Here is an 18,643-nt window from a genome sequence, read left to right as displayed (position 1 = left end):
CGGCGATCTCGGCGCGCGGTAGGTTCGTTCCCGTGTATGTGAAGATCTGCGGACTGACCTCCGTTGCCGCGGCGGAGGCCGCGATCGCGGCCGGCGCCGACGCGATCGGTGTGGTGATGAACCGGACCAGCCCTCGGCGGTTGGAGTTCGGTGCCGCTGCCGAGATCGTCGCGGCGGCCGGTGGCCGGGTGGACACGGTTCTCGTGGTCAACGACATGTCCGCCGTGGAGGCCGCGGAGACCGCCGCGAAGCTCGGTGTGGCGGTGTTGCAGTTGCATGGTGCGTACACGCGCGAGGACTTCACGGACGCGTTGGCGATCGTGCCACGAGTATGGCGGGCGACGTCATTGAAGGCCGACCCCGACCTCACGATCGGCGCATTCGGCGAGGAGGCGCTTCTGCTCGACGCGCCGAAGCCGGGGTCCGGTGAGCGGTGGGATCTCTCGGAGCTCGAGGCACGCACACCCGAGGGCAAGTGGATGCTCGCGGGTGGGCTGAGTCCCGACAACGTCGTCGAGGCGATTCGCGCTGTTCGGCCGTGGGGCGTCGATGTGTCGAGCGGTGTGGAGGCGAGCCCGGGCGTGAAGGATCCGCAGAAGGTTCGTGACTTTATCGCCGCGGCGCGCAGCACAGGCGAGGCTTGACCGCGTCGACGGGCTCTGGGCAACACCGGGGTGGGGGTCCGCACACCCCTTGGGTGCCTATTTGCCGGACATTTGCTCACTGACGATGGGAGTACGTATCCCCCATCGCTCGAGCGAGGAAGAACCGCCTCTATGTCAATAGTTCTCGACCAGCTCACCCGCACGGCTGCGCACACGCGCAGGCACATGACGTTGTCGGCGCCGCCGCCGACGGTGCCCGTCGTCGAAGCGATAGCGACCGGTGCGCCAAGTCTGGTCCTCGACCAATCCGTCGCGGCGGACTGGATGGCTGGGCAATTCACCGATCTCGACCAGCAAACCAGGGTCAGGCGCATCTTCGGCAAGACGATGATCGACACCCGCCGGTTCGCGGTCGACCCGCTGGATCCTGAACTGCACGCGCCCGGCGCCGACGCGGTGACGATTCAGGATCGCATGCGGCTGTTCTACCACCACGCCGTTCCGCTGGCGACCGATGTGGCGCGGCGCGCGCTCGCCGGTGTCGACCCCTCCGATCTCGGACTTCTCGTGTTCGCCACGAGCACCGGCGTCATCGCGCCCGGAGTCGATGTGGCGGTCGTCGAAAACCTCGGACTGCCTCGGTCGATCGCTCGCTTGGTTGTCAACTTCATGGGCTGCGCGGCAGCGATGAACGGAATTCGCACCGCCTCGGACTTCGTGCGGGCCAATCCGGGCAAGAAGGCGATGGTCGTGTGCATCGAGCTCAATTCGGTGCATGCCGTTCCCGTCGAAGACGTCGGTGACGCGGTCGCCCACAGTCTGTTCGGTGACGGGTGCGGCGCGGTGGTCATCGGGGCGCGGCGAGGGGCGGAGCGGGCGGAAGCCGGGACTATCGTTGTTCGGGACCAGTTCACTCACCTGTTCGAGGGGACCGAGGACGGCATCGCGGTGGGCGTCAACCACGACGGGATCAGCTGCGAGTTGTCCGAGAACGTGCCTCGGTACATCTACGACGGTGTCGCTCCTGTCGTAGGAGATGTGCTGCGCCGCAATGGACTACGGCAGTCGGACATCGATGTGTGGGCGATCCATCCTGGCGGGCCGAAGATCTTGCTGGAATCCGCGCGATCGCTCGGCCTTGCGCCGGAAGCCGCGTCGACGAGCTGGGAGGTGCTCGCTGAATACGGAAACATGTCGAGCGTCTCGTTGATCTTCGTGCTCGAACGGATCGCCGGTGCGGCAGTGGCGGGCAAGTCGATCTCCGCGGGTGTGGCGTTCTCGTTCGCGCCGGGCGTCACGATCGAGGGATTCCTTTTCGACGTCGTCGGCCGGTGATCGTGATTCGGTGCTGAACGTCTGTGGGTCTCACTCGCGATCCGTGGTTTGGAAACGCTTGTGGCGTAGTCGGATCGGTGTTCCTCACGCTGTGCCCGGCGTACGGTGACGATCATGACGACGGTGGAGAACGCGAACAAGGAACTGGTGCGGGGCATCTTCGATCGGATGGCTCGCGGCGATATGCGCGCGCTGGGTGAGGCGATGGCCGACGATTTCGCGTGGATTTTCCCCGGCGACTGGTCCTGGGCGGGGACGTGGGCGCCGAAATCGGTTGTGCTGCGGGATATGTTGCGGCCGTTGATGGCGCAGTTCAGCAGCTATCGGCTGGAGGCGGACAGTATTGTCGGCGATGGTGATCGTGTCGTGGTGCAGGCTCGCGGCCATGGTGTCACCAACCGCGGTGCGGCATATGAGCAGACGTACTGCATGATCTTTCGCGTGGCCGAGGGGCGGCTCGTCGAGGTCGTCGAGTACTGCAACACCGCGTTGGTGGAGCGCGTGCTCGAGTCGATCGGTCCCCCGCCGGGCGCGGCGCGGGAGGACTGAGTCGGGGATTCCCGCTGGGCGATTCGGTTCGGAGCTCGCGCCGAAGCGTAATTCACGGCTTCCGGTCTGAAACACGCTCGGCAACAAGGCCGGGGCCTGCGAAAATCCGACACACGCAACCGTGAGTATCTTTTTCGGACAACAATCCCCCGGTGACCGGGCGATGTGCGGGTAGGTCTTGTCCCGCGCCGCTGTCGCGGCGCACGATCGATAGGGAGTCGGGGTTGTTGTTCGTTGTCGTCTCTCAGCAAAGGACCGTCGAAATGCTCGCCAAGAAGGCCGCCGCGGCGCTCGCGGCGATTGTGATCCCCCTGTCCGTCTGTACCCTCGCCGCTCCGACCGCGTCGGCCGCGCCGCAACCAGAGACCACCCCGGCGCTGGGTCCGGTGGTGATCTGCCTGAACATCCCCTTGGGATCGGTGTCCCTGAGCTTCTGCATCTGAGTCCCGCCGCGACGGGAAACCCGAGACCTGGCTGCGCGGGTAGCCAGGTCTCGCCTTGTGTGCCGGTCCGCGAACCATCGAATCCGACTCGAGCGGGAGACCGAATTCCGACCGTAAGTGGATCTACGGCGACGGGGTTGCGCGGTAGCCTGGGGCCAGCGACCGGCGCAAGGTGTCGAAAACCCATGAGCGCTAACACCACTGCGATCCTCGGCGCGAACCCGGCGGTGTCCAACGGGTCGATCACGACCATGCCGGGGGCGAAGACGCGGATCAAGGACGTGCGCAAGCGTGGCGGCACGGTCGTGATCGACCCGCCGGCGCACCGAGACCGCGCGCCTGGCCGACGAGCATGTGCCGTGGCACCGGGCGGTGATGTGGTATCTGCTGCTGGGCATGCTGCACGTGGTGGTCACCGAGGGGTTGTGCGATCAGGTCTCGGTGCGTGCGCAGTGCTCGGGGTGGCCGGAGTTGCGTGCCCTGGTGGCCGGGCTGACGCCGGAGGCGATGGCGCCGCACGCGGGAGTCGACGCCGAGACGATTCGCAGGCTGGCGCGCGAGCACGCGGCGGCGCCTTCGGCGGTGTTGTACGCTGCGAAGTTTCCGGGTACCAGGAAAGACAACATCCTACGAATTAACGTCGCTGACAGTTCCGCAAATAGCGCGTGGATCTCCTTGCGGCAGACGGAAATTAAACGTACGAATGCGATGAGTTAACTCCGATATTACCCAGTTTTCATCGATTCGATACGGGTTTCTCGATATTGTATGACGATACCTACAGTGCGGTGGGAATTGAGAATCTCACGTCGGTCGGGGGGAATGTCGCTCGTAGGAGAGCTCCCAGTGAAGTATCCAGTGTGCGCTCGCGTGTTAGGTCCATTGACACTCGCTCTCAACAATCACAACGCAACGCCGACCGCGCAGAAGCAGCGGCAGTTGCTGGCTTTGCTCTTGGTCAGGCATGACACCGTTGTCCCGGTGACTACGCTGATCGAAGAATTATGGAACGACGATCCACCGCGCAGCGCGGTAACGGTCGTGCAGACCTATGTGCTCGGAATCCGGAAGAAAATGGCCGAACAGCTCGGTGTGGGACAGGCGGAGGTGGCCGAGCGCTTTCTCCGTACACGCAGCAAGGGCTATTCTTTCGATGTGCAGGACTGCGTTTTCGATCTGCGCGATTATCAGTCCATGTCCGCGGCCGCCCGGTGCGCCGCCAAGACCGGCGACGACCAGCGCGCGGTGAATCTGTTCAGGGCGGCGGAGGCGCTGTGGAGCGGTCCGGCGCTGGTCGACGTGGAGGGCGGCATCCCGCTCGCCGCGGAGATCTCGCACCTGGACCACCTGCGGCTGACCAACGTCGAGCTGCGGGTGGAGGCGGAGCTGCGCCTGGGCAGGCACCGCGAGGTGTGCCCCGACCTGGCGCGGCTGACCATGCAGCATCCACTGCACGAGCGGTTGCAGGCGTACTACATGTTCGCCCTGTGCCGCTCGGGCCAACGTGACCGCGCCTTGGCCTCTTTCCAGCAGTTCAGCAGGTCGATGCAGCGTGAGCTGGGCCTCGACCCATGCCAGAAACTGCAGAAGCTGCACCAGGACATCCTGGCCGCCTCCGACGTCTCGGTGAGCGCGATGCTGAACAGCCGCCACGCCGGCTACCTGATCGGGTGGTACTCCCCCGAGTTCCGCACCGCCTCCGCCGAAACCGCCTGACCGCCGCAAGTCCGTGGAGGCCGGGTCGACGCCGCCCCGTCTCACCTCCGCCCGAGCAGTTCGTCCACCAGCGCGGTGGTGTGCGTCGCCGCGCGCATGGCCGGGTGGTCGAGCACCTCACGCAAAAAGTCCCTTGTCGTCGCCACGCGGGCGCCGGAGATCCGGAACTCCTCCAGCGCCCGCCGCATCCGTGCGAGTGCCCGGTCGCGGTCCGGCGCCCAGACCACCAGTTTGGCAAGCAGCGAATCGTAATGCGGCGGTATCGAATAACCGGCGTGCGCGTGCGTGTCGACCCGGACGAAAGGGCCGCCGGGTGGAGTGAATTCGGCCAGCGCTCCGGGAGCGGGCGCGAATTCAGAGGACGGATCTTCGGCATTTATCCGGCATTCGATCGCCGCGCCGCGCAGGACAATATCGTCCTGGGCCATGCCGAGCGGTTGCCCGGACGCGATACGGATCTGTTCGGCGATCAGATCGATGCCCGTCACCATTTCGGTGACCGGATGTTCGACCTGAATTCGGCAGTTCACTTCCATAAAATAGTAATTTCCGTCCCGATCGACCAGAAATTCCACGGTTCCGGCGCCGACGTAACCCGCCTCCAGTACACCGTCTACCGCGGATTTGCCCATCCGCTCGGCAAGACCGTCCGGAAGCAGTGGCGCCGGAGATTCCTCGATCAATTTCTGATGCCTGCGCTGCACCGAGCAGTCCCGCTCGCCGAGGTGTACTCCATTGCCGTGTCCGTCGCACAACACCTGGATCTCGACATGCCTGGCCGCGGCGAGGTACTTCTCCAAGTACACCCGGCTGTCGCCGAACAGCATCCGCGCGGTCGCCCTGGTCTCCTGGTAGGCCCGCGGGAACGCGGCGCTGTCGTGCACCACCTGCATGCCGCGCCCGCCGCCGCCCGCGGCGGCCTTGATGATCACCGGGTATCCGATCGAGTCCGCCAGCGCGTGCGCCTCGTCGAGTTCGAGCGGGTCGAGGCTGCCGGGCAGCAGCGGCAGTCCGGCCTTCGCCATCAGCGTGCGTGCCGACTGCTTGTCACCGAGTTCTGCCATCACGTCGGCGGGCGGGCCGATCAGCGTGATACCCGCCGCGCGGCAGGCGTCGGCGAAATCCGGTGATTCGGAAAGGAATCCGTATCCGGGGTGGATCGCGTCCGCCCCGGTGAGCTCTGCGGCGGCCAGCACGGCCGCGGCGTTCAGGTAGCTGCGTTTGGCCGCGGCCGGACCGATCTGCACCGCCTCGTCGGCGAAGTGCACCACCGCGGAGTCGGCGTCGGCGACCGAGTGCACCGCGACGGTGCGCACACCCAATTCACGGCAGGTGCGCGCGACACGCAGCGCGATCTCGCCGCGATTGGCGATCAGAATCTTCTCGAACATGGTCCCGCCCCCTACGCCACCGACCGGACCAAGACCTGCGGCCGCGCACCGAACCGCCGGAACCGGGCGCGCCGCTCGTCGGCCAGCTCCGCACCGCTGCGCCCGACCAGCTCGCCGAGCGTCGCGGCCACCGCGCGGTACAGCTGTTCGGCCGCGGCCACGGGTGCGGCACCGACATCGTCGCCCGGCTCCGGCAGCACCCCGTCGACCACACCGAGCCGCAGGAGATCCCGCGCGGTCAGCGCAAGCGCGGCGGCGGCCTTCGGAGCCGCGGCCGGGTCGTTCCAGACGATCGCCGCGCAGCCCTCGGGACTGATCACCGAATAGGTCCCGTTCGCGAACATCAGCACCCGGTTGGCGACGCCGAGCGCCAGCGCTCCGCCGCTGCCGCCCTCGCCGATGACGACGCTGATCACCGGCACCCGCAGCGCGGACATCAGCCGGATGTTCTCCGCGATGACGATCGCCTGCCCCTGCTCCTCGGCGGTCGCGCCGGGATAGGCGCCGGGCGTGTCGATCAAGGTGATGACGGGCAGCCCGAGCTTCTCGGCCAACCGCATGAGTCGCGCCGCCTTGCGATACCCCGCGGGTGTCGGCATGCCGAAGTTGCGTTCCATCAGCTCTTTCGGCTCGTGCCCCTTCTGGTGCCCGATGACCATCACCGGTTGCGCGCCGAGCCAGGCCGTTCCCCCGACCACCGCGGGGCAGTCGCCCGAGATCCGGTCGCCGCGCAACTCACGGAACTCGTCGAAGGCCAGCGCGAAGTAGTCGAGCGCGGTCGGCCGCTGCGGGGTGCGCGCACGGCGTACCTGTGTCCAGGGATCGTTCTCGGCGAGGCGGTCGGGATCGGTGATGACGCCCGCGTCCGCGGAAACGAAGCGTTCGGTCGGATCCACCGGCGCCGCGACCCGCAGCAGCCCGCCGAGCGCCTGGCGCAGGCCCGCGCGCGGCACGATCATGTCGATGAGCCCGCGTTCCAAGAGGAATTCGGCGGTCTGGAACTTCGGCGGCAACTCTTGGCGAATGGTCTGCTCGATCACCCGCCGCCCGGCGAATCCCAGGCGCGCGCCCGGCTCGGCGATGAGCACGTCGGTGAGAGTGGCGAAGGACGCCGCCACGCCGCCGTAGGTGGGGTCGGTGATCAGGGTGACAGTCAAGACGCCGGCCCGGTCCAGCTGTTCCAGCGCCGCGCTGGTCTTGGCCATCTGCATCAGCGACAGCGGGCCTTCCTGCATCCGCGCGCCGCCCGAGGCCGTGACGATGAGCAGCGGAATACACTGCGCCAGTGCGGTTTCCGCCGCGGCGGTGATCATCTCGCCGACCGCGGTGCCGAGGCTGCCGCCGAGAAAGCGGAAGTCCATCGCGGCGATCACCACCGGCTGACCTTCGATCGTCGCCCGCGCGCACAGGACCGCGTCGTGCATGCCGGTGCGGGCGCGGGCGGCGGCCAGCCGATCCCGGTACGGCTTGGTGTCGGTGAAGCTCAGCGGGTCGTCGCCGGTCGTGGTGCCGGGCAGCGGCTCGAACCGGCCGTCGTCGGCGAGCTGGACGACGCGCTGCTCGGCGGTGATCGGAGTGTGCCTGCCGCATTCGCCGCAGACGCCGAGGTCGCGGGCGAATCGCTTGCCGTACAGCGGGATCAGGCATGCCGGGCAGAGCACCCAGTCCGCGGCGCCGTCGGTGCCATGAGCTGACTTCATCACGCGTGTCTCCTGTGCTCGGGGAACGGGTGATCGGTCCGGACAGCGCCGGCCGGGCGATCACAGCGACAGCCTGCGCCCTCCCGCTAGAGAACAACTCGACTCCTTGGCTCGAGCGAGGTTCGAGGACCGGCCCCGATGCTTGGTCGCACGATCGAAGGGAGATAACGCCATGAACACCCACTCATCCGGTGGTGCGCGATGAGCCGCCGCGTTGTCGTCACCGGACTCGGTGTCCGCGCGCCCGGTGGGTCGGGCAAGGACGAGTTCTGGAAGCTGCTGTCCGAAGGCCGCACCGCGACGCGCCGGATTTCGTTCTTCGACGCCTCACCGTACCGGTCCCAGGTCGCGGGCGAGGCGGACTTCGACCCCGTGCGGGAGGGATTGTCGCCCAGGGAGATCCGGCGCATGGACCGTGCGGTGCAGTTCGCCGTGGTCTGCGCGCGGGAGGCAGTGGCCGACAGCGGACTCGACCTCGCGACGGTCGATCCGTACCGGCTCGGCGTGAGCCTCGGCAGTGCGGTCGCCGCGGCCACCAGCCTGGAGCGCGAATACCTGGTGCTGTCGGACTCCGGGAAGAACTGGCTGGTCGACGAGTCGTATCTCTCGCCGCACATGTTCGACTACATGGTGCCCAGCGTGATGCCTGCGGAAGTGGCCTGGAGTGTCGGGGCCGAGGGTCCCGTGGCGATGGTCTCCAACGGGTGCACGTCGGGACTGGACTCGGTCGGCCACGCGGTGCAGCTGATCCGCGAAGGCTCCGCCGACGTCATGCTGGCGGGCGCATCGGACACTCCGATCACCCCGATCGTGGTGGCCTGCTTCGACGCGATCAAGGCGACCACCCCGCGCAATGACGAGGCGGAGGTGGCCTCGCGACCGTTCGACAACTCGCGCAACGGTTTCGTGCTCGCCGAGGGCGCCGCGCTGTTCGTGCTCGAGGAGTACGAGAGCGCCCGTAAGCGCGGCGCGCACATCTACGCCGAGATCTCCGGGTACGCGACCAGGTGCAACGCCTATCACATGACCGGACTCAAGGCCGACGGCCGCGAGATGGCCGAGGCGATCCGGGTCGCGCTGGACGAATCCAGGATCGACCCGACCGGCGTGCACTACATCAACGCGCACGGGTCCGGCACCAGGCAGAACGACCGGCACGAAACCGCGGCGGTGAAGCGCAGCCTCGGCGCGCACGCCTACGCGACGCCGATGAGCTCGATCAAGTCGATGGTCGGGCACTCGCTCGGCGCGATCGGCTCGGTCGAGATCGCGGCCTCGCTGCTGGCGCTGGAGTACCAGGTGGTGCCGCCGACGGCCAACCTGCACGAACCGGACCCGGAATGCGATCTGGACTACGTGCCACTGGTCGCCCGCGACCACCGGATGGACACGGTGCTCACCGTGGGCAGCGGGTTCGGCGGATTCCAGAGCGCGATGGTGCTGCGCAAGGCGGAGGCGGTGGCGGCATGATCCTCGTCACCGGAATGGGAGTGCTCGCGCCGAACGGCATGGGCGTGGAGCGTTTTTGGGATGCCGTGTTGTCCGGACGCGGCGGGATAACGCCGCTCACCCGGTTCGACGCCAGCCGTTCGGCGGCGCGTCTGGCCGGACAGGTGGCCGATTTCGACGCGGCCGAGCATCTGCCGAGCCGGCTGCTGCCGCAGACCGATGTCTCGACCCGGATGGCCTTGGTCGCCGCGCAGTGGGCGCTGGACGACGCCAAGGTCGACACCGCGACGATGACCGACTACGACATGGGCGTGGTGACCGGAAACGCCTCCGGCGGCTTCGAATTCACCCACCGCGAATTCAACAAGCTGTGGTCGCTCGGCTCCGAGCACGTCAGCGTGTACGAGTCGTTCGCCTGGTTCTACGCGGTCAACACCGGCCAGATCTCGATCCGGCACGGCATGCGCGGACCGAGCAGCGCGCTGGTCGCCGAGCAAGCGGGCGGACTGGACGCGATCGGTCACGCCCGGCGCACCGTGCGGCGCGGCACGCCGCTGGTGGTCACCGGCGGTGTGGATTCGGCGCTGGACCCGTGGGGCTGGGCTTCGCACCTGGCCAGCGGTTCGGTCAGCACGTCCACCGAGCCCGAGCGCGCGTACCTGCCGTTTGACATCGGCGCCGCCGGCTACGTGCCCGGCGAGGGCGGCGCGATGCTGGTCGTCGAGGACGCCGCCGCCGCGCGGGCGCGCGGCGTGCCCAAGGTGCACGGCGAAATCGCCGGGTACGCATCGACTTTCGATCCCCCACCCGGTTCGGGGCGTCCGTCGGGTCTGCGCCGGGCCGCCGAACTCGCGCTGGCCGACGCCGGGATGACGCCCGGCGACATCGACGTGGTGTTCGCGGACGCCTCCGGCATCCCGGATCGCGACCGCGACGAGGCCGCGGCCATCGAAGCGATCTTCGGGCCCGGTGGTGTTCCGGTCACCGCGCCGAAGCCCCTGACCGGACGATTGTTCTCCGGCGGGGGGCCGCTGGACATTGTGACCGCTCTGCTGTCGATGCGCGATTCGGTGATCCCGCCCACCGCGTACACCACCACGCTCGCCGAGGACTGCCGGATCGACCTGGTTCTCGGCGCCCCGCGCTCCGCCACCGTCGGCGGTGCGCTCGTCCTCGCGCGCGGGCGCTGGGGTTTCAACTCCGCGGTCGTCGTGCGTGCCGTGTCCGATCGAGTACTTCCCGGGAGCGAATCATGACCATGACCATGACCATCACCGAACTACGCCGGATTCTCGTGGAATGCGCAGGCGGCGAGGATCTCGCCGAGCTCGGCGGCGATATCGCCGCCGTGGAATTCGAGGAACTGGGCTACGACTCGCTCGCGCTCATCGAGACCGCGGCGCGGATCCAGCGCGACTTCGGCGTGACGATCCCGGAAGAGCAGCTCGTCGAGGTCAAGACGCCACAGGAGCTGGTCGACATCGTGAACGCCCAACTACAGGACGTGGCATGAGCCGTCAGGCGCGGAGGCGGCAGCGGAGTGTGACCGCGCAGGGCACCGCGCATGCCAAGGAGGACAGAGCGTGAATATCCGGGTGATGAGTCATACGAAAGTGGTGCAGGCCGCGCCGGAGGTCGTCTACGACCTGGTGGCCGACGTGACCCGGTGGCCGGTGATCTTCGCGCCCAGCGTGCTGGTGCGCCACCTGCACCGCGGCCCGGACGAGGAGCGGTTCCGGCTGTGGGCGACCGTGAACGGCGCGGTGAACAACTGGACCTCGCGGCGCGTGCTGGACGCCGAGCAGCGCCGTATCGTCTTCGAGCAGGAGCGCAGCCAGGCGCCGATCGCATCCATGGGCGGCGGCTGGTCGTTCTGCGAGGTCGGTTCCGGCGCGACGAAAGTCACGCTGGATCACCACTTCACCGTGGTGGACGGCGCCGACCCCGAGCAGGTCGCTGCGGCGGTGGACCGCAACAGCGAGACCGAGCTCGCGGCGCTGGCCCGCATCGCCGAGTTGGGCCACCCGGTCGAGGAGGTTGTCCACACCTTCGAAGACACGGTGACGCTGCGATGCTCGGCCGCCGAGGTGTACGACTTCGTCTATCACAGCGAGCGGTGGCCCGAACATGTCCCGCACGTCAGCCGGATCGAGCTCACCGAGGACGACGACGGCGTGCAGCTGATGGAGATGGACACGGTGACCGCGGGCGGCATCCCGCATACCACCAAGTCGGTGCGGGTGTGCTTCCCCGGCGAGCGGATCGACTACAAGCAGCTGCTGCCACCGGCGATGCTCTTCGGGCACAGCGGCGCGTGGGAGTTCACCGACGGCCCGGACGGCGCGGTGGTCACCGCACGGCACACCGTCGCGATCAATCCCGACGCCGCCCGCGAGATACTCGGCGCTGAAACGGATCTCACCGACGCCCGCGCCTATCTGACCGAAGCGTTGTCCACCAACAGCCGCAATACGCTGCTGTGCGCGGTGCGCTACGCCGAGACGAAGTCGCCGACATGACAGCCACCGAAACATCCGCGGCGCCCACCGTGACCGAGATCGCCGACGGCGTCTACGCCTACACCCACAGCCGCGGCGGCTGGTGTGTGAGCAACGCCGGTGTGCTGGCCGGCCCGGACGGCGCGGTGGTGATCGACACGCTGGCGACCGAGGGACGCACCCGCGCCCTGGTCGAATTCGTCGACGGGCTCGGCGCCGGCCCGGCCCGCACGATCGTGAACACCCACCACCACGGTGACCACAATTTCGGCAACCACCTGTTCGGGCCGGCCGCCGTCGTCGTCGGCCACGACCGGATCCGGCCCGAGATGGCCGAAACCGGTCTGGCGCTGACGAAACTGTGGCCGAACGTGGACTGGGGCGACGTGCGAGTCACCTTGCCGGGCATCACGTTCAGCGACAACGTGACCCTGCACGTGGGCGAGCGGCGGGTCGAGCTGATCCATCTCGGTCCCGCCGCGCACACCACCAACGACGTGGTGGCCTGGCTGCCCGCGGAGCGCGTGCTGTTCGCCGGGGACCTGGTGATGTCGGGCGCGGCGCCGTTCTGCCTGATGGGGTCGGTCAGCGGGTCGATCGCCGCGGTGCGGCGGCTGTTCGCGCTCGGCGCGGAGACGGTCGTCGCCGGGCACGGTCCGGTGACCGGCCCGGAGATTTTCGACCAGACGTTGCGGTATCTGCGGTGGGTGCAGGATCTCGCGGCGGAGGGACGCGCGCTGGGATTGACGCCGCTGGCTATCGCGCTGGAGGCCGATCACGGCGAGTTCGGCGGCCTGGTCGACCAGGAACGGCTGGTCGGCAACCTGTACCGCGCCGATGCCGAACTGTCCGGTGGCCCGCTCGGCGAGCCGCTGGACGTGCTGTCCATCTTCGACGAGATGGTGCTCTACAACGGCGGGCAGGTGCCGGCATGCCTGGCGTGAGAACCGAATCGGTACGGGTCTGCGTGATCGGCGGCGGACCCGCCGGACTGATGACCGGGTTGCTGCTGGCCCGTTCCGGCGTGGACGTGCTCGTGCTGGAGAAGCATCCGGACTTCCTGCGCGATTTCCGGGGCGACACGGTGCACACCTCGACGCTGCTCGCGATGGACGAACTCGGCTTGGCCGAGGAGTTTCTCGCGCTGCCGCACGTCGAGCTGCCGCAGCTGCCGATGGCGACGGCCACCGGTCCGGTGGTGTTCGCCGACTTCAGCGCGCTGCCGGGACGTTTCCCGTTCGTGGCGTTCATGCCGCAGTGGGACGTATTGAACTTCCTCGCCGAGGCGGGCCGCCGCTACCCCGGGTTCCGTTTGGTGCAGCGGGCGGAGGTCACGGAGTTGATCCAGCGCGACGGCGTGGTGGTCGGGGTACGTGGCGAAACCTCCGCAGGACCGCTCGAGGTCACCGCCGATCTGGTGATCGCCGCCGACGGACGCCATTCGATCGTGCGCCGGTCGGGTCTGCTCGAAATCGCGGCCAGCGCGGCGCCGATGGACGTGCTGTGGTTCCGGGTGAGCAAACCAGACGGTGAACGCCTGCCCACGGTCCGCAGCGGAAAGGGGTTCTTCATCGTCTGTATCGACCGCGGGGACTATCTCCAGGTCGCCTACATGATCCCGAAGGGCGGCTTCGCGACCATCAGGGATGCGGGGCTGGCGCGGTTCCGCGCGGATCTCGCCGCCATCTACCCCGTGCTCGCCCCGCATTTGGACGCCGAGATCCTGGATTGGGACGACGTGAAGCCGCTCGACGTCCGGGTGGATCGGCTGCGCCGCTGGTACCGTCCCGGCCTGGTCGCGATCGGGGACGCGGCGCACGCGATGTCTCCGGCGGGTGGCGTCGGGATCAACCTCGCGGTGCAGGACGCCATCGCCACCGCCCGGTTGCTGGCACCGATTCTCACCGCGGGCGCCACCCCGGGCACGGCCGCGCTGCGCACGATCCAGCGCCGCCGCGAATTACCCATGCGCTTTGTGCAATTCGCGCAACTGCACCTGCTGTCCGACCTGTACCCCAGCGCCGGTCGCCCCGGCACCGACAAACCGCTACTCGTCCGTCTGCTCCGGCGTTTCCCCCGCCTGCCCCGCCTGGTGGCCCGGGTGATCGGACTAGGCATCCGGCCCGAGCCCGTCCCACCTCCGGCGAGCGGAACCGTCACGGCCCTCACGAAATCCAGGGAGAACTGATCGTGTCGACCTACCTGCTCATCCACGGCGCCTTCCACGGCGGATGGGTCTGGCAGCGGGTCACCCCGCTGCTCGAGGACGCCGGGCACCGCGTCCTCGCGCCCTCGCTGGTCGGTCTCGGCGACCGCGCCCACCTGCTCACCGCCGACGTCGGCCTCGACACCCATGTCAGAGACCTGATCGACCTGGTCACCTCCGAAGACCTCACCGACGTCGTCCTGGTCGGCCACAGCTACGCCGCCATCGTTGTCACCGCACTGGCCGACGCCCTACCGGACCGTATCGCCGAACTCGTCTACATCGACACCTTCGTGCCCAACGACGGCGAAGCGGTCGCCGACATCATGCCCGGCATGGTCGACGCCTTCGTCGCCGCAGCCGCCGCCCACGGCGACGGCTGGCGCGTGCCGCCGCAAACAGAACGCATGGGCGACGGCGGGCTCTACGGCGTCACGGAAGAACCCGATTTCAGCTGGGTCGCCGCGATGCAGACCCCCCAGTCCCTGAAAACCTTCCAGCAGCCGATGAAACTGACGAATCCGCAAGCGCTGGCGCCTATTCCAGTGTCCCACGTCTACTGCAGCGAAGGCGGTGAGGCCTTCAAAGCCATGCGCACCGCCATGCCCCGCACCCTCCCGCCCACCGACCTCCCGCCGGACCGCCTGCTCGTCCTGCCGACCGGCCACGACTGCATGATCACCATGCCGCGCGAACTGGCGGCGCATCTCCTGGCGCTGGCACCTCGCACGCCAGCCGCGCCATAGCCTCGATACAGCGGACAGTCATCCTCGGGTGCGGGTTTGCGAGCCGCCACTCAGCTCGAGTCCCCGCCCGCGTCGTAGGTGGCGCGTGCCGCGAGAACCTCGCCGAGGTGCTCGCTCGACCATTCCACGATGCTGCTGAACACCGGGGTCAGTGTCTTGGCCAGCGGCGTCGCCTCGTATTCCACCCGTGGCGGGACCTCGGCGTGGTAGGTCCGCGATACCAACCCGTCGCGTTCGAGTTGACGTAGGCGCTGGGTGAGGACCTTGGGGGTGAGGCCGGGGATGCGCTGTTGGAGTTCGGTGAAGCGGAGGCGGCCGTCGTGGGTGAGCACCCACAGGACCTGGGTCGACCAGCGGCCGAAGACCAGATCGATGACCGGTGTGATCGGGCACGGGTCGGTTTCGGGCACGGTCGTCATGCGTCCTCCCGGTTGGTCACTTTCCGCTTGGTTACTACTATACTTATGAAAGTACTGTGGTTCCAGGGACGCGAGCACGCGAAAACCGAAGGGAGCACAGTCATGACGACGACAACAGTGGACGGGCGGCTCGACCTGCCGCGCCGCTCCGGCGACCGGCCGCGCACCCGCGAGCACAACCCGCATCAGCAGCTCAGCCAGATCGCACCGCCCGATCTGCAAGAAGAGCTGTGGTCCCGGATGACCACGCTGGACGGCGTCCTGCTCGGCCGCAGCGGCGTTTCCCTGCCCGACACCCGTGCCTTGCACCTGCGGCCGACCCTTGCCACGGGTCCCGGCGAGGCCTATCTCGCGGGCACCGAATTCGCCCACTTGCACGGACACGGCGATGGCAGCTTGCACATGTGCCTGCCGAACGACGTGGTGGCGCAGACCGTCCAGCAGGGCTGGGCGGAGCTGCATCCGATGGCCAGGCAGGGATTCCTGCCCGGGACGCTGGTGATGGTCTACGGGCCGCGCGACCACGAGGAACTGGACATCATCTGGCGGCTGGTGCGGATCAGTCATCGCTTCGCCCGAGGCTCGGCTACAGCGTGATTAGAGCGGCGGCCGCAATCGTTGGGCCCATGAACGCGACCGACCTCGTCGGGACATGGGAACTCGTGTCCTATTTCGACATCGACGAAAACGATGCGACCAGCCAGGGGCCACTGGGCGACGCGCCGCGCGGCCTGCTGATCTACGGCGCCCACGGCTACATGTCGGTGAGCATGATGCGCACCGACGGCGCCGCGGGCGCGACCCCGTTCATGGGCTACGCGGGTACCTGGCGGCGATCCGGCACCGAGATGGTGCACGCGATCAGCGTGTGTTCCAACCCGGCGTGGGCGGACACCGAGCAGGTGCGCCAGATGTCGCTGACCGGAGACGTGCTCACCCTGATCGGTTCCGCACAGGTCGGCGGGCGGACCCAACGCCGGGTGCTCACCTGGCGACGCAGCCGCCCGCCTGCCTGAAATCCGCTGTCATTCCGGAGAATACGAGAACAAGGGCTCGTCGAATTGCACCGGTTCGTTGTCTTCCTTGAGGATCCCGGTGATCACTCCGCCGGTCTGAGCGGTCACCGGGATCATCAGTTTCATCGCCTCCACGATGGCGATCTGCTGTCCGGCCTGCACCCGGTCTCCGACCTCGACGAAGGGATCCGAGCCCGGCTCGGGGCGGCGATAGAACACGCCCACACTGGGTGCGCGCACCACCGGTCCGATCGCCGGGCTCTCCGGCGCCGCAATGGATTCCACCGGAGCTTCGGTGACTGTCATAGCTGTGGACGGCGGCGCGACGGCCTGCCACTCGGCCTCCACGGTCACCTCCCCGACCTGGAAGCGCAGTGCGCTCGGCTGGCGCGGGAAGCCCGCGAGCAGGTGCAGCGCACCCGTCTGTATGGCGTCCAGGACCCGGAGATAATCATCGTGCCCGGTGGCGCGAGCGTCGGCGGGGTTGTCGTCGACTGCGGTCATTGCCGTGACTCCTTCAGCTCAGTAATTGCCGAGTCCGCCACAGACATTCAGCGCCTGGGCGGTCACCGCGCCCGCCCCGGGCCCGATCAGGTAGTCGACCATCGCCGCCACCTCGAACGGCTGTACGTAACGACCGATGGGCACCCGCGCGCTGACCCTGGCGTGCACTTCGTCGGTGTCGACACCCCACAGACCCGAATACACCTCGCGCACCCGCTCGGCCATCGGTGTCTCCACGAATCCGGGGCACACCGCGTTCACGGTGATCCCGGTCTTGGCCAGCTCGAGGCCGAGCGCCTTGGTGAAACCGACCACGCCGTGCTTGGACGCGGAGTACGGGGCGCCGTGCACCACGCCCTGCTTGCCGCCGGTGGAGGCGATGTTGACGATGCGGCCGCTGCCGCGCTCCAGCATGCCGCCCGCGTTCAGCACCGCCTTCGTCATCAGGAACACGCTGTTGAGATTGGTGTTTATCACGTCGAACCACAGTTCGTCGGTCACCTGAGCGGTGACGCCGCCGCCGCTGCGGCCGGCATTGTTGATCAGGATGTCGATCGGGCCGTACCGTCGCACGCCCGCGTCGACGTACTCGCGGACCTGCGCGGCGTCGGCCACGTCGCAGACGGTGCCGTCCACCTCGTGACCCTCGTCCTGCAGGCTCTTCACTGTGTCGGTCACCCGCTGCTGGTCGCGAGCGCAGAGGAACACCGCAATGCCCTGGGCCGCCAGGCTTCTGGTGATCTCCAGGCCCATTCCGCTGGTCGCTCCGGTGACCAGCGCGACACGCCGATTTTCCGCCATGACTCCTCCATCGGTCGATCTTCCGAACTCGCCGGGCTTTTCGACCACCAGCGTCGTCGCGCGTCCTATAGATCCGGTCAACCGACGGTCACATGCGGCGGCTCGACCGAAGCTCTAGCGGCGTCGGCCACCGTGGCTGGCAGCCGCGCCCCGCCGCAACCTTAGGGAGCAACCATGACCACTGTCGCAAGCCGCACCGAGTTGTACGCCGAGGTCCAGCAGTTCTACGCCGAGCAGATGCAGCGACTGGACAACCGCGACATCCCCGGCTACGCCGATACGTTCACCGAGGACGCGGAATTCGAGCACTCGCCGGGCATTCCACCCGCCCGGACCAGAGCGGGCATCATCGCGGACCTGGTCGAGTTCCACAAGCGCTTCGAGACCGACCCGATGCAGCGCAGGCACTGGTTCAACATGATCAACCTGCAACCCCAGGACGACGGGACCATCGTGTCCACCACCTACTGCCTGGTGGTCAAGATCCGCCCGAACAGCAAGCCCGAGATCGCGCCGAGCTGCGTCGTGCACGACGTGCTCGTCCGCGTCGACGGAGCGCTGCTGACCCGATCGCGGCGCGTCGTCCACGACTGACCGTCCCCAGACACTTTTCGAGGAGAAATACGTGAACTCCGTTCAGCCAGCCTTGCTCACGCTCGCCGCCGAGGCGCAGGATCTGCTCTTCCGGGAGGCCCGCACGGCGAATACCTTCACCGACGAGCCGGTCACCGACGAGCAGATCCGCGCGATCTACGAATTGGTGAAATACGGGCCGACGTCGATGAACCAGCAGCCGCTGCGGATCGTGCTGGTGCGCAGCCAGGAGGCGCGGGACCGGCTGGTCACCCACATGATCGACAACAACAAGCCGAAGACGGCCGCGGCGCCGCTCTCGGCGATCCTTGCCGCGGACCTGAATTTCCACGACAACTTGCCAACAGTGTTCCCGCACGCGCCCGAGGCCAAGGACTACTTCGCCGATACGGACTATCGGGCCGAGTCGGCGCGGTTCAATGCCCTGATCCAGATCGGCTACCTCATCCTGGGTATCCGCGCGGCGGGGCTGGCGGCGGGCCCGATGAACGGGTTCGACGGCGCGGGGCTGGACAAGGACTTCTTCCCGGACGGCGATCACACCGGTCTCGTCGTGGTCAATATCGGCAAGCCGGGCGCGAACGCCTGGTTCCCGCGCTCGCCGCGATTGGACTACGACGAGGTGGTCAGCACGATTTGAGCCATTCCTGCCCCGTAGCGCCACCGAATCG

At 67.8% G+C, this 18,643-nt stretch carries 22 protein-coding genes; 17 read left to right on the top strand and 5 right to left on the bottom strand.

Annotation, left to right across the window (positions count from 1 at the left end):
- Window positions 1–32: 32 nt before the first annotated feature.
- The 6 genes from CRP45_RS05570 (at window position 33) to CRP45_RS05545 (ending at window position 4,648) form a co-directional block, all read left to right on the top strand.
- The gene (locus CRP45_RS05570; RefSeq protein ID WP_097244060.1) at window positions 33–644 is read left to right on the top strand and encodes a phosphoribosylanthranilate isomerase; all 612 of its coding nucleotides are present in this window, start codon (window positions 33–35) and stop codon (window positions 642–644) included.
- A gap of 186 nt (window positions 645–830) precedes the next feature.
- Window positions 831–1,940: a type III polyketide synthase gene (locus CRP45_RS05565; protein ID WP_245910004.1), complete on the top strand. Its 1,110-nt coding sequence runs from the start codon at window positions 831–833 to the stop codon at window positions 1,938–1,940.
- A gap of 114 nt (window positions 1,941–2,054) precedes the next feature.
- Window positions 2,055–2,489, top strand: a complete 435-nt coding sequence (locus CRP45_RS05560) for a nuclear transport factor 2 family protein (protein ID WP_143861346.1) — start codon at window positions 2,055–2,057, stop codon at window positions 2,487–2,489.
- Window positions 2,490–2,752: 263 nt separating this feature from the next.
- A complete protein-coding gene (locus CRP45_RS05555) occupies window positions 2,753–2,932 on the top strand; it encodes a hypothetical protein (RefSeq protein WP_097244057.1) in 180 nt (59 codons plus the stop codon).
- A gap of 375 nt (window positions 2,933–3,307) precedes the next feature.
- Window positions 3,308–3,649 (top strand): hypothetical protein, encoded by a 342-nt coding sequence (locus CRP45_RS35245; RefSeq protein ID WP_425436912.1) that lies wholly within the window; start codon window positions 3,308–3,310, stop codon window positions 3,647–3,649.
- A 129-nt stretch (window positions 3,650–3,778) separates the two neighbouring features.
- The gene (locus tag CRP45_RS05545; protein ID WP_179830765.1) at window positions 3,779–4,648 is read left to right on the top strand and encodes an AfsR/SARP family transcriptional regulator; all 870 of its coding nucleotides are present in this window, start codon (window positions 3,779–3,781) and stop codon (window positions 4,646–4,648) included.
- 41 nt (window positions 4,649–4,689) lie between these two features.
- Here the strand turns inward: CRP45_RS05545 and accC are convergent, their stop codons facing one another.
- On the bottom strand, window positions 4,690–6,039 hold the full coding sequence (gene accC / locus CRP45_RS05540) for an acetyl-CoA carboxylase biotin carboxylase subunit (protein WP_097244055.1): 1,350 nt from the start codon (window positions 6,037–6,039) through the stop codon (window positions 4,690–4,692).
- An 11-nt stretch (window positions 6,040–6,050) separates the two neighbouring features.
- Window positions 6,051–7,739, bottom strand: coding sequence for an acetyl-CoA carboxylase carboxyl transferase subunit alpha (accA, locus tag CRP45_RS05535; protein WP_097244054.1), 1,689 nt, complete (start codon window positions 7,737–7,739; stop codon window positions 6,051–6,053).
- A 201-nt stretch (window positions 7,740–7,940) separates the two neighbouring features.
- Between accA and CRP45_RS05530 the strand changes: the two genes are divergently transcribed.
- From CRP45_RS05530 to CRP45_RS05500, 7 genes are all read left to right on the top strand, one after another.
- Window positions 7,941–9,209, top strand: coding sequence for a beta-ketoacyl-[acyl-carrier-protein] synthase family protein (locus CRP45_RS05530; RefSeq protein ID WP_097244053.1), 1,269 nt, complete (start codon window positions 7,941–7,943; stop codon window positions 9,207–9,209).
- Complete coding sequence (locus tag CRP45_RS05525; RefSeq protein ID WP_097244052.1) at window positions 9,206–10,444, top strand: ketosynthase chain-length factor; 1,239 nt, start codon at window positions 9,206–9,208, stop codon at window positions 10,442–10,444. The genes CRP45_RS05530 and CRP45_RS05525 overlap by 4 nt, the downstream gene beginning before the upstream one ends.
- Entirely contained in the window at window positions 10,441–10,701 is a 261-nt protein-coding gene (locus CRP45_RS05520) for an acyl carrier protein (protein ID WP_179830764.1), read from the top strand. The genes CRP45_RS05525 and CRP45_RS05520 overlap by 4 nt, the downstream gene beginning before the upstream one ends.
- Window positions 10,702–10,786: 85 nt before the next feature.
- Window positions 10,787–11,707: an aromatase/cyclase gene (locus CRP45_RS05515; RefSeq protein ID WP_097244051.1), complete on the top strand. Its 921-nt coding sequence runs from the start codon at window positions 10,787–10,789 to the stop codon at window positions 11,705–11,707.
- Window positions 11,704–12,630: an MBL fold metallo-hydrolase gene (locus tag CRP45_RS05510; protein ID WP_097244585.1), complete on the top strand. Its 927-nt coding sequence runs from the start codon at window positions 11,704–11,706 to the stop codon at window positions 12,628–12,630. Before CRP45_RS05515 ends, CRP45_RS05510 begins: the two co-directional genes overlap by 4 nt.
- Complete coding sequence (locus CRP45_RS05505; RefSeq protein ID WP_097244050.1) at window positions 12,618–13,874, top strand: FAD-dependent oxidoreductase; 1,257 nt, start codon at window positions 12,618–12,620, stop codon at window positions 13,872–13,874. The genes CRP45_RS05510 and CRP45_RS05505 overlap by 13 nt, the downstream gene beginning before the upstream one ends.
- A gap of 2 nt (window positions 13,875–13,876) precedes the next feature.
- Window positions 13,877–14,638 carry an alpha/beta hydrolase gene (locus tag CRP45_RS05500; protein ID WP_097244049.1) on the top strand — a complete coding sequence of 254 codons (762 nt, stop codon included), beginning with the start codon at window positions 13,877–13,879 and terminating at the stop codon, window positions 14,636–14,638.
- Window positions 14,639–14,688: 50 nt separating this feature from the next.
- On the opposite strand, the gene CRP45_RS05495 is transcribed toward CRP45_RS05500, so the two are convergent.
- Window positions 14,689–15,057 (bottom strand): winged helix-turn-helix transcriptional regulator, encoded by a 369-nt coding sequence (locus CRP45_RS05495; RefSeq protein WP_097244048.1) that lies wholly within the window; start codon window positions 15,055–15,057, stop codon window positions 14,689–14,691.
- Window positions 15,058–15,159: 102 nt separating this feature from the next.
- Here CRP45_RS05495 and CRP45_RS05490 point away from each other — a divergent pair, with 102 nt between their 5' ends.
- Together CRP45_RS05490 and CRP45_RS05485 are read left to right on the top strand one after the other, a co-directional pair.
- The gene (locus CRP45_RS05490) at window positions 15,160–15,654 is read left to right on the top strand and encodes a luciferase domain-containing protein (RefSeq protein WP_097244047.1); all 495 of its coding nucleotides are present in this window, start codon (window positions 15,160–15,162) and stop codon (window positions 15,652–15,654) included.
- A gap of 29 nt (window positions 15,655–15,683) precedes the next feature.
- On the top strand, window positions 15,684–16,073 hold the full coding sequence (locus tag CRP45_RS05485; RefSeq protein ID WP_097244046.1) for a lipocalin-like domain-containing protein: 390 nt from the start codon (window positions 15,684–15,686) through the stop codon (window positions 16,071–16,073).
- Between the two features lie 9 nt (window positions 16,074–16,082).
- Here the strand turns inward: CRP45_RS05485 and CRP45_RS05480 are convergent, their stop codons facing one another.
- Window positions 16,083–16,577, bottom strand: coding sequence for an acetyl-CoA carboxylase biotin carboxyl carrier protein (locus tag CRP45_RS05480; protein WP_097244045.1), 495 nt, complete (start codon window positions 16,575–16,577; stop codon window positions 16,083–16,085).
- Between the two features lie 18 nt (window positions 16,578–16,595).
- Window positions 16,596–17,378, bottom strand: coding sequence for an SDR family NAD(P)-dependent oxidoreductase (locus CRP45_RS05475; RefSeq protein WP_097244044.1), 783 nt, complete (start codon window positions 17,376–17,378; stop codon window positions 16,596–16,598).
- Window positions 17,379–17,552: 174 nt separating this feature from the next.
- Between CRP45_RS05475 and CRP45_RS05470 the strand changes: the two genes are divergently transcribed.
- Entirely contained in the window at window positions 17,553–17,972 is a 420-nt protein-coding gene (locus tag CRP45_RS05470) for a nuclear transport factor 2 family protein (RefSeq protein WP_097244043.1), read from the top strand.
- Window positions 17,973–18,003: 31 nt separating this feature from the next.
- The gene (locus CRP45_RS05465; protein WP_218841081.1) at window positions 18,004–18,612 is read left to right on the top strand and encodes a malonic semialdehyde reductase; all 609 of its coding nucleotides are present in this window, start codon (window positions 18,004–18,006) and stop codon (window positions 18,610–18,612) included.
- Window positions 18,613–18,643: the final 31 nt, after the last annotated feature.

The sequence above is a fragment of the Nocardia amikacinitolerans genome (assembly GCF_900215415.1).
Classification (GTDB): Bacteria; Actinomycetota; Actinomycetes; order Mycobacteriales; family Mycobacteriaceae; genus Nocardia; species Nocardia amikacinitolerans.
Note: the sequence above shows the minus strand (reverse complement) of the source record. Positions and strands in the feature narration are given on the sequence as shown.

What these genes read in the sequence shown, in the direction of transcription:
- CRP45_RS05565 (WP_245910004.1), top strand. Translation starts at nt 831, where the DNA reads ATGACGTTGTCGGCGCCGCCGCCGACGGTGCCCGTCGTCGAAGCGATA.
- CRP45_RS05560 (WP_143861346.1), top strand. Translation starts at nt 2,055, where the DNA reads ATGACGACGGTGGAGAACGCGAACAAGGAACTGGTGCGGGGCATCTTC.
- CRP45_RS05555 (WP_097244057.1), top strand. Translation starts at nt 2,753, where the DNA reads ATGCTCGCCAAGAAGGCCGCCGCGGCGCTCGCGGCGATTGTGATCCCC.
- CRP45_RS35245 (WP_425436912.1), top strand. Translation starts at nt 3,308, where the DNA reads ATGTGGTATCTGCTGCTGGGCATGCTGCACGTGGTGGTCACCGAGGGG.
- accC (WP_097244055.1), bottom strand. Translation starts at nt 6,039, where the DNA reads ATGTTCGAGAAGATTCTGATCGCCAATCGCGGCGAGATCGCGCTGCGT.
- accA (WP_097244054.1), bottom strand. Translation starts at nt 7,739, where the DNA reads ATGAAGTCAGCTCATGGCACCGACGGCGCCGCGGACTGGGTGCTCTGC.
- CRP45_RS05530 (WP_097244053.1), top strand. Translation starts at nt 7,941, where the DNA reads ATGAGCCGCCGCGTTGTCGTCACCGGACTCGGTGTCCGCGCGCCCGGT.
- CRP45_RS05525 (WP_097244052.1), top strand. Translation starts at nt 9,206, where the DNA reads ATGATCCTCGTCACCGGAATGGGAGTGCTCGCGCCGAACGGCATGGGC.
- CRP45_RS05520 (WP_179830764.1), top strand. Translation starts at nt 10,441, where the DNA reads ATGACCATGACCATGACCATCACCGAACTACGCCGGATTCTCGTGGAA.
- CRP45_RS05515 (WP_097244051.1), top strand. Translation starts at nt 10,787, where the DNA reads ATGAGTCATACGAAAGTGGTGCAGGCCGCGCCGGAGGTCGTCTACGAC.
- CRP45_RS05510 (WP_097244585.1), top strand. Translation starts at nt 11,704, where the DNA reads ATGACAGCCACCGAAACATCCGCGGCGCCCACCGTGACCGAGATCGCC.
- CRP45_RS05505 (WP_097244050.1), top strand. Translation starts at nt 12,618, where the DNA reads ATGCCTGGCGTGAGAACCGAATCGGTACGGGTCTGCGTGATCGGCGGC.
- CRP45_RS05495 (WP_097244048.1), bottom strand. Translation starts at nt 15,057, where the DNA reads ATGACGACCGTGCCCGAAACCGACCCGTGCCCGATCACACCGGTCATC.
- CRP45_RS05490 (WP_097244047.1), top strand. Translation starts at nt 15,160, where the DNA reads ATGACGACGACAACAGTGGACGGGCGGCTCGACCTGCCGCGCCGCTCC.
- CRP45_RS05485 (WP_097244046.1), top strand. Translation starts at nt 15,684, where the DNA reads ATGAACGCGACCGACCTCGTCGGGACATGGGAACTCGTGTCCTATTTC.
- CRP45_RS05480 (WP_097244045.1), bottom strand. Translation starts at nt 16,577, where the DNA reads ATGACCGCAGTCGACGACAACCCCGCCGACGCTCGCGCCACCGGGCAC.
- CRP45_RS05475 (WP_097244044.1), bottom strand. Translation starts at nt 17,378, where the DNA reads ATGGCGGAAAATCGGCGTGTCGCGCTGGTCACCGGAGCGACCAGCGGA.
- CRP45_RS05470 (WP_097244043.1), top strand. Translation starts at nt 17,553, where the DNA reads ATGACCACTGTCGCAAGCCGCACCGAGTTGTACGCCGAGGTCCAGCAG.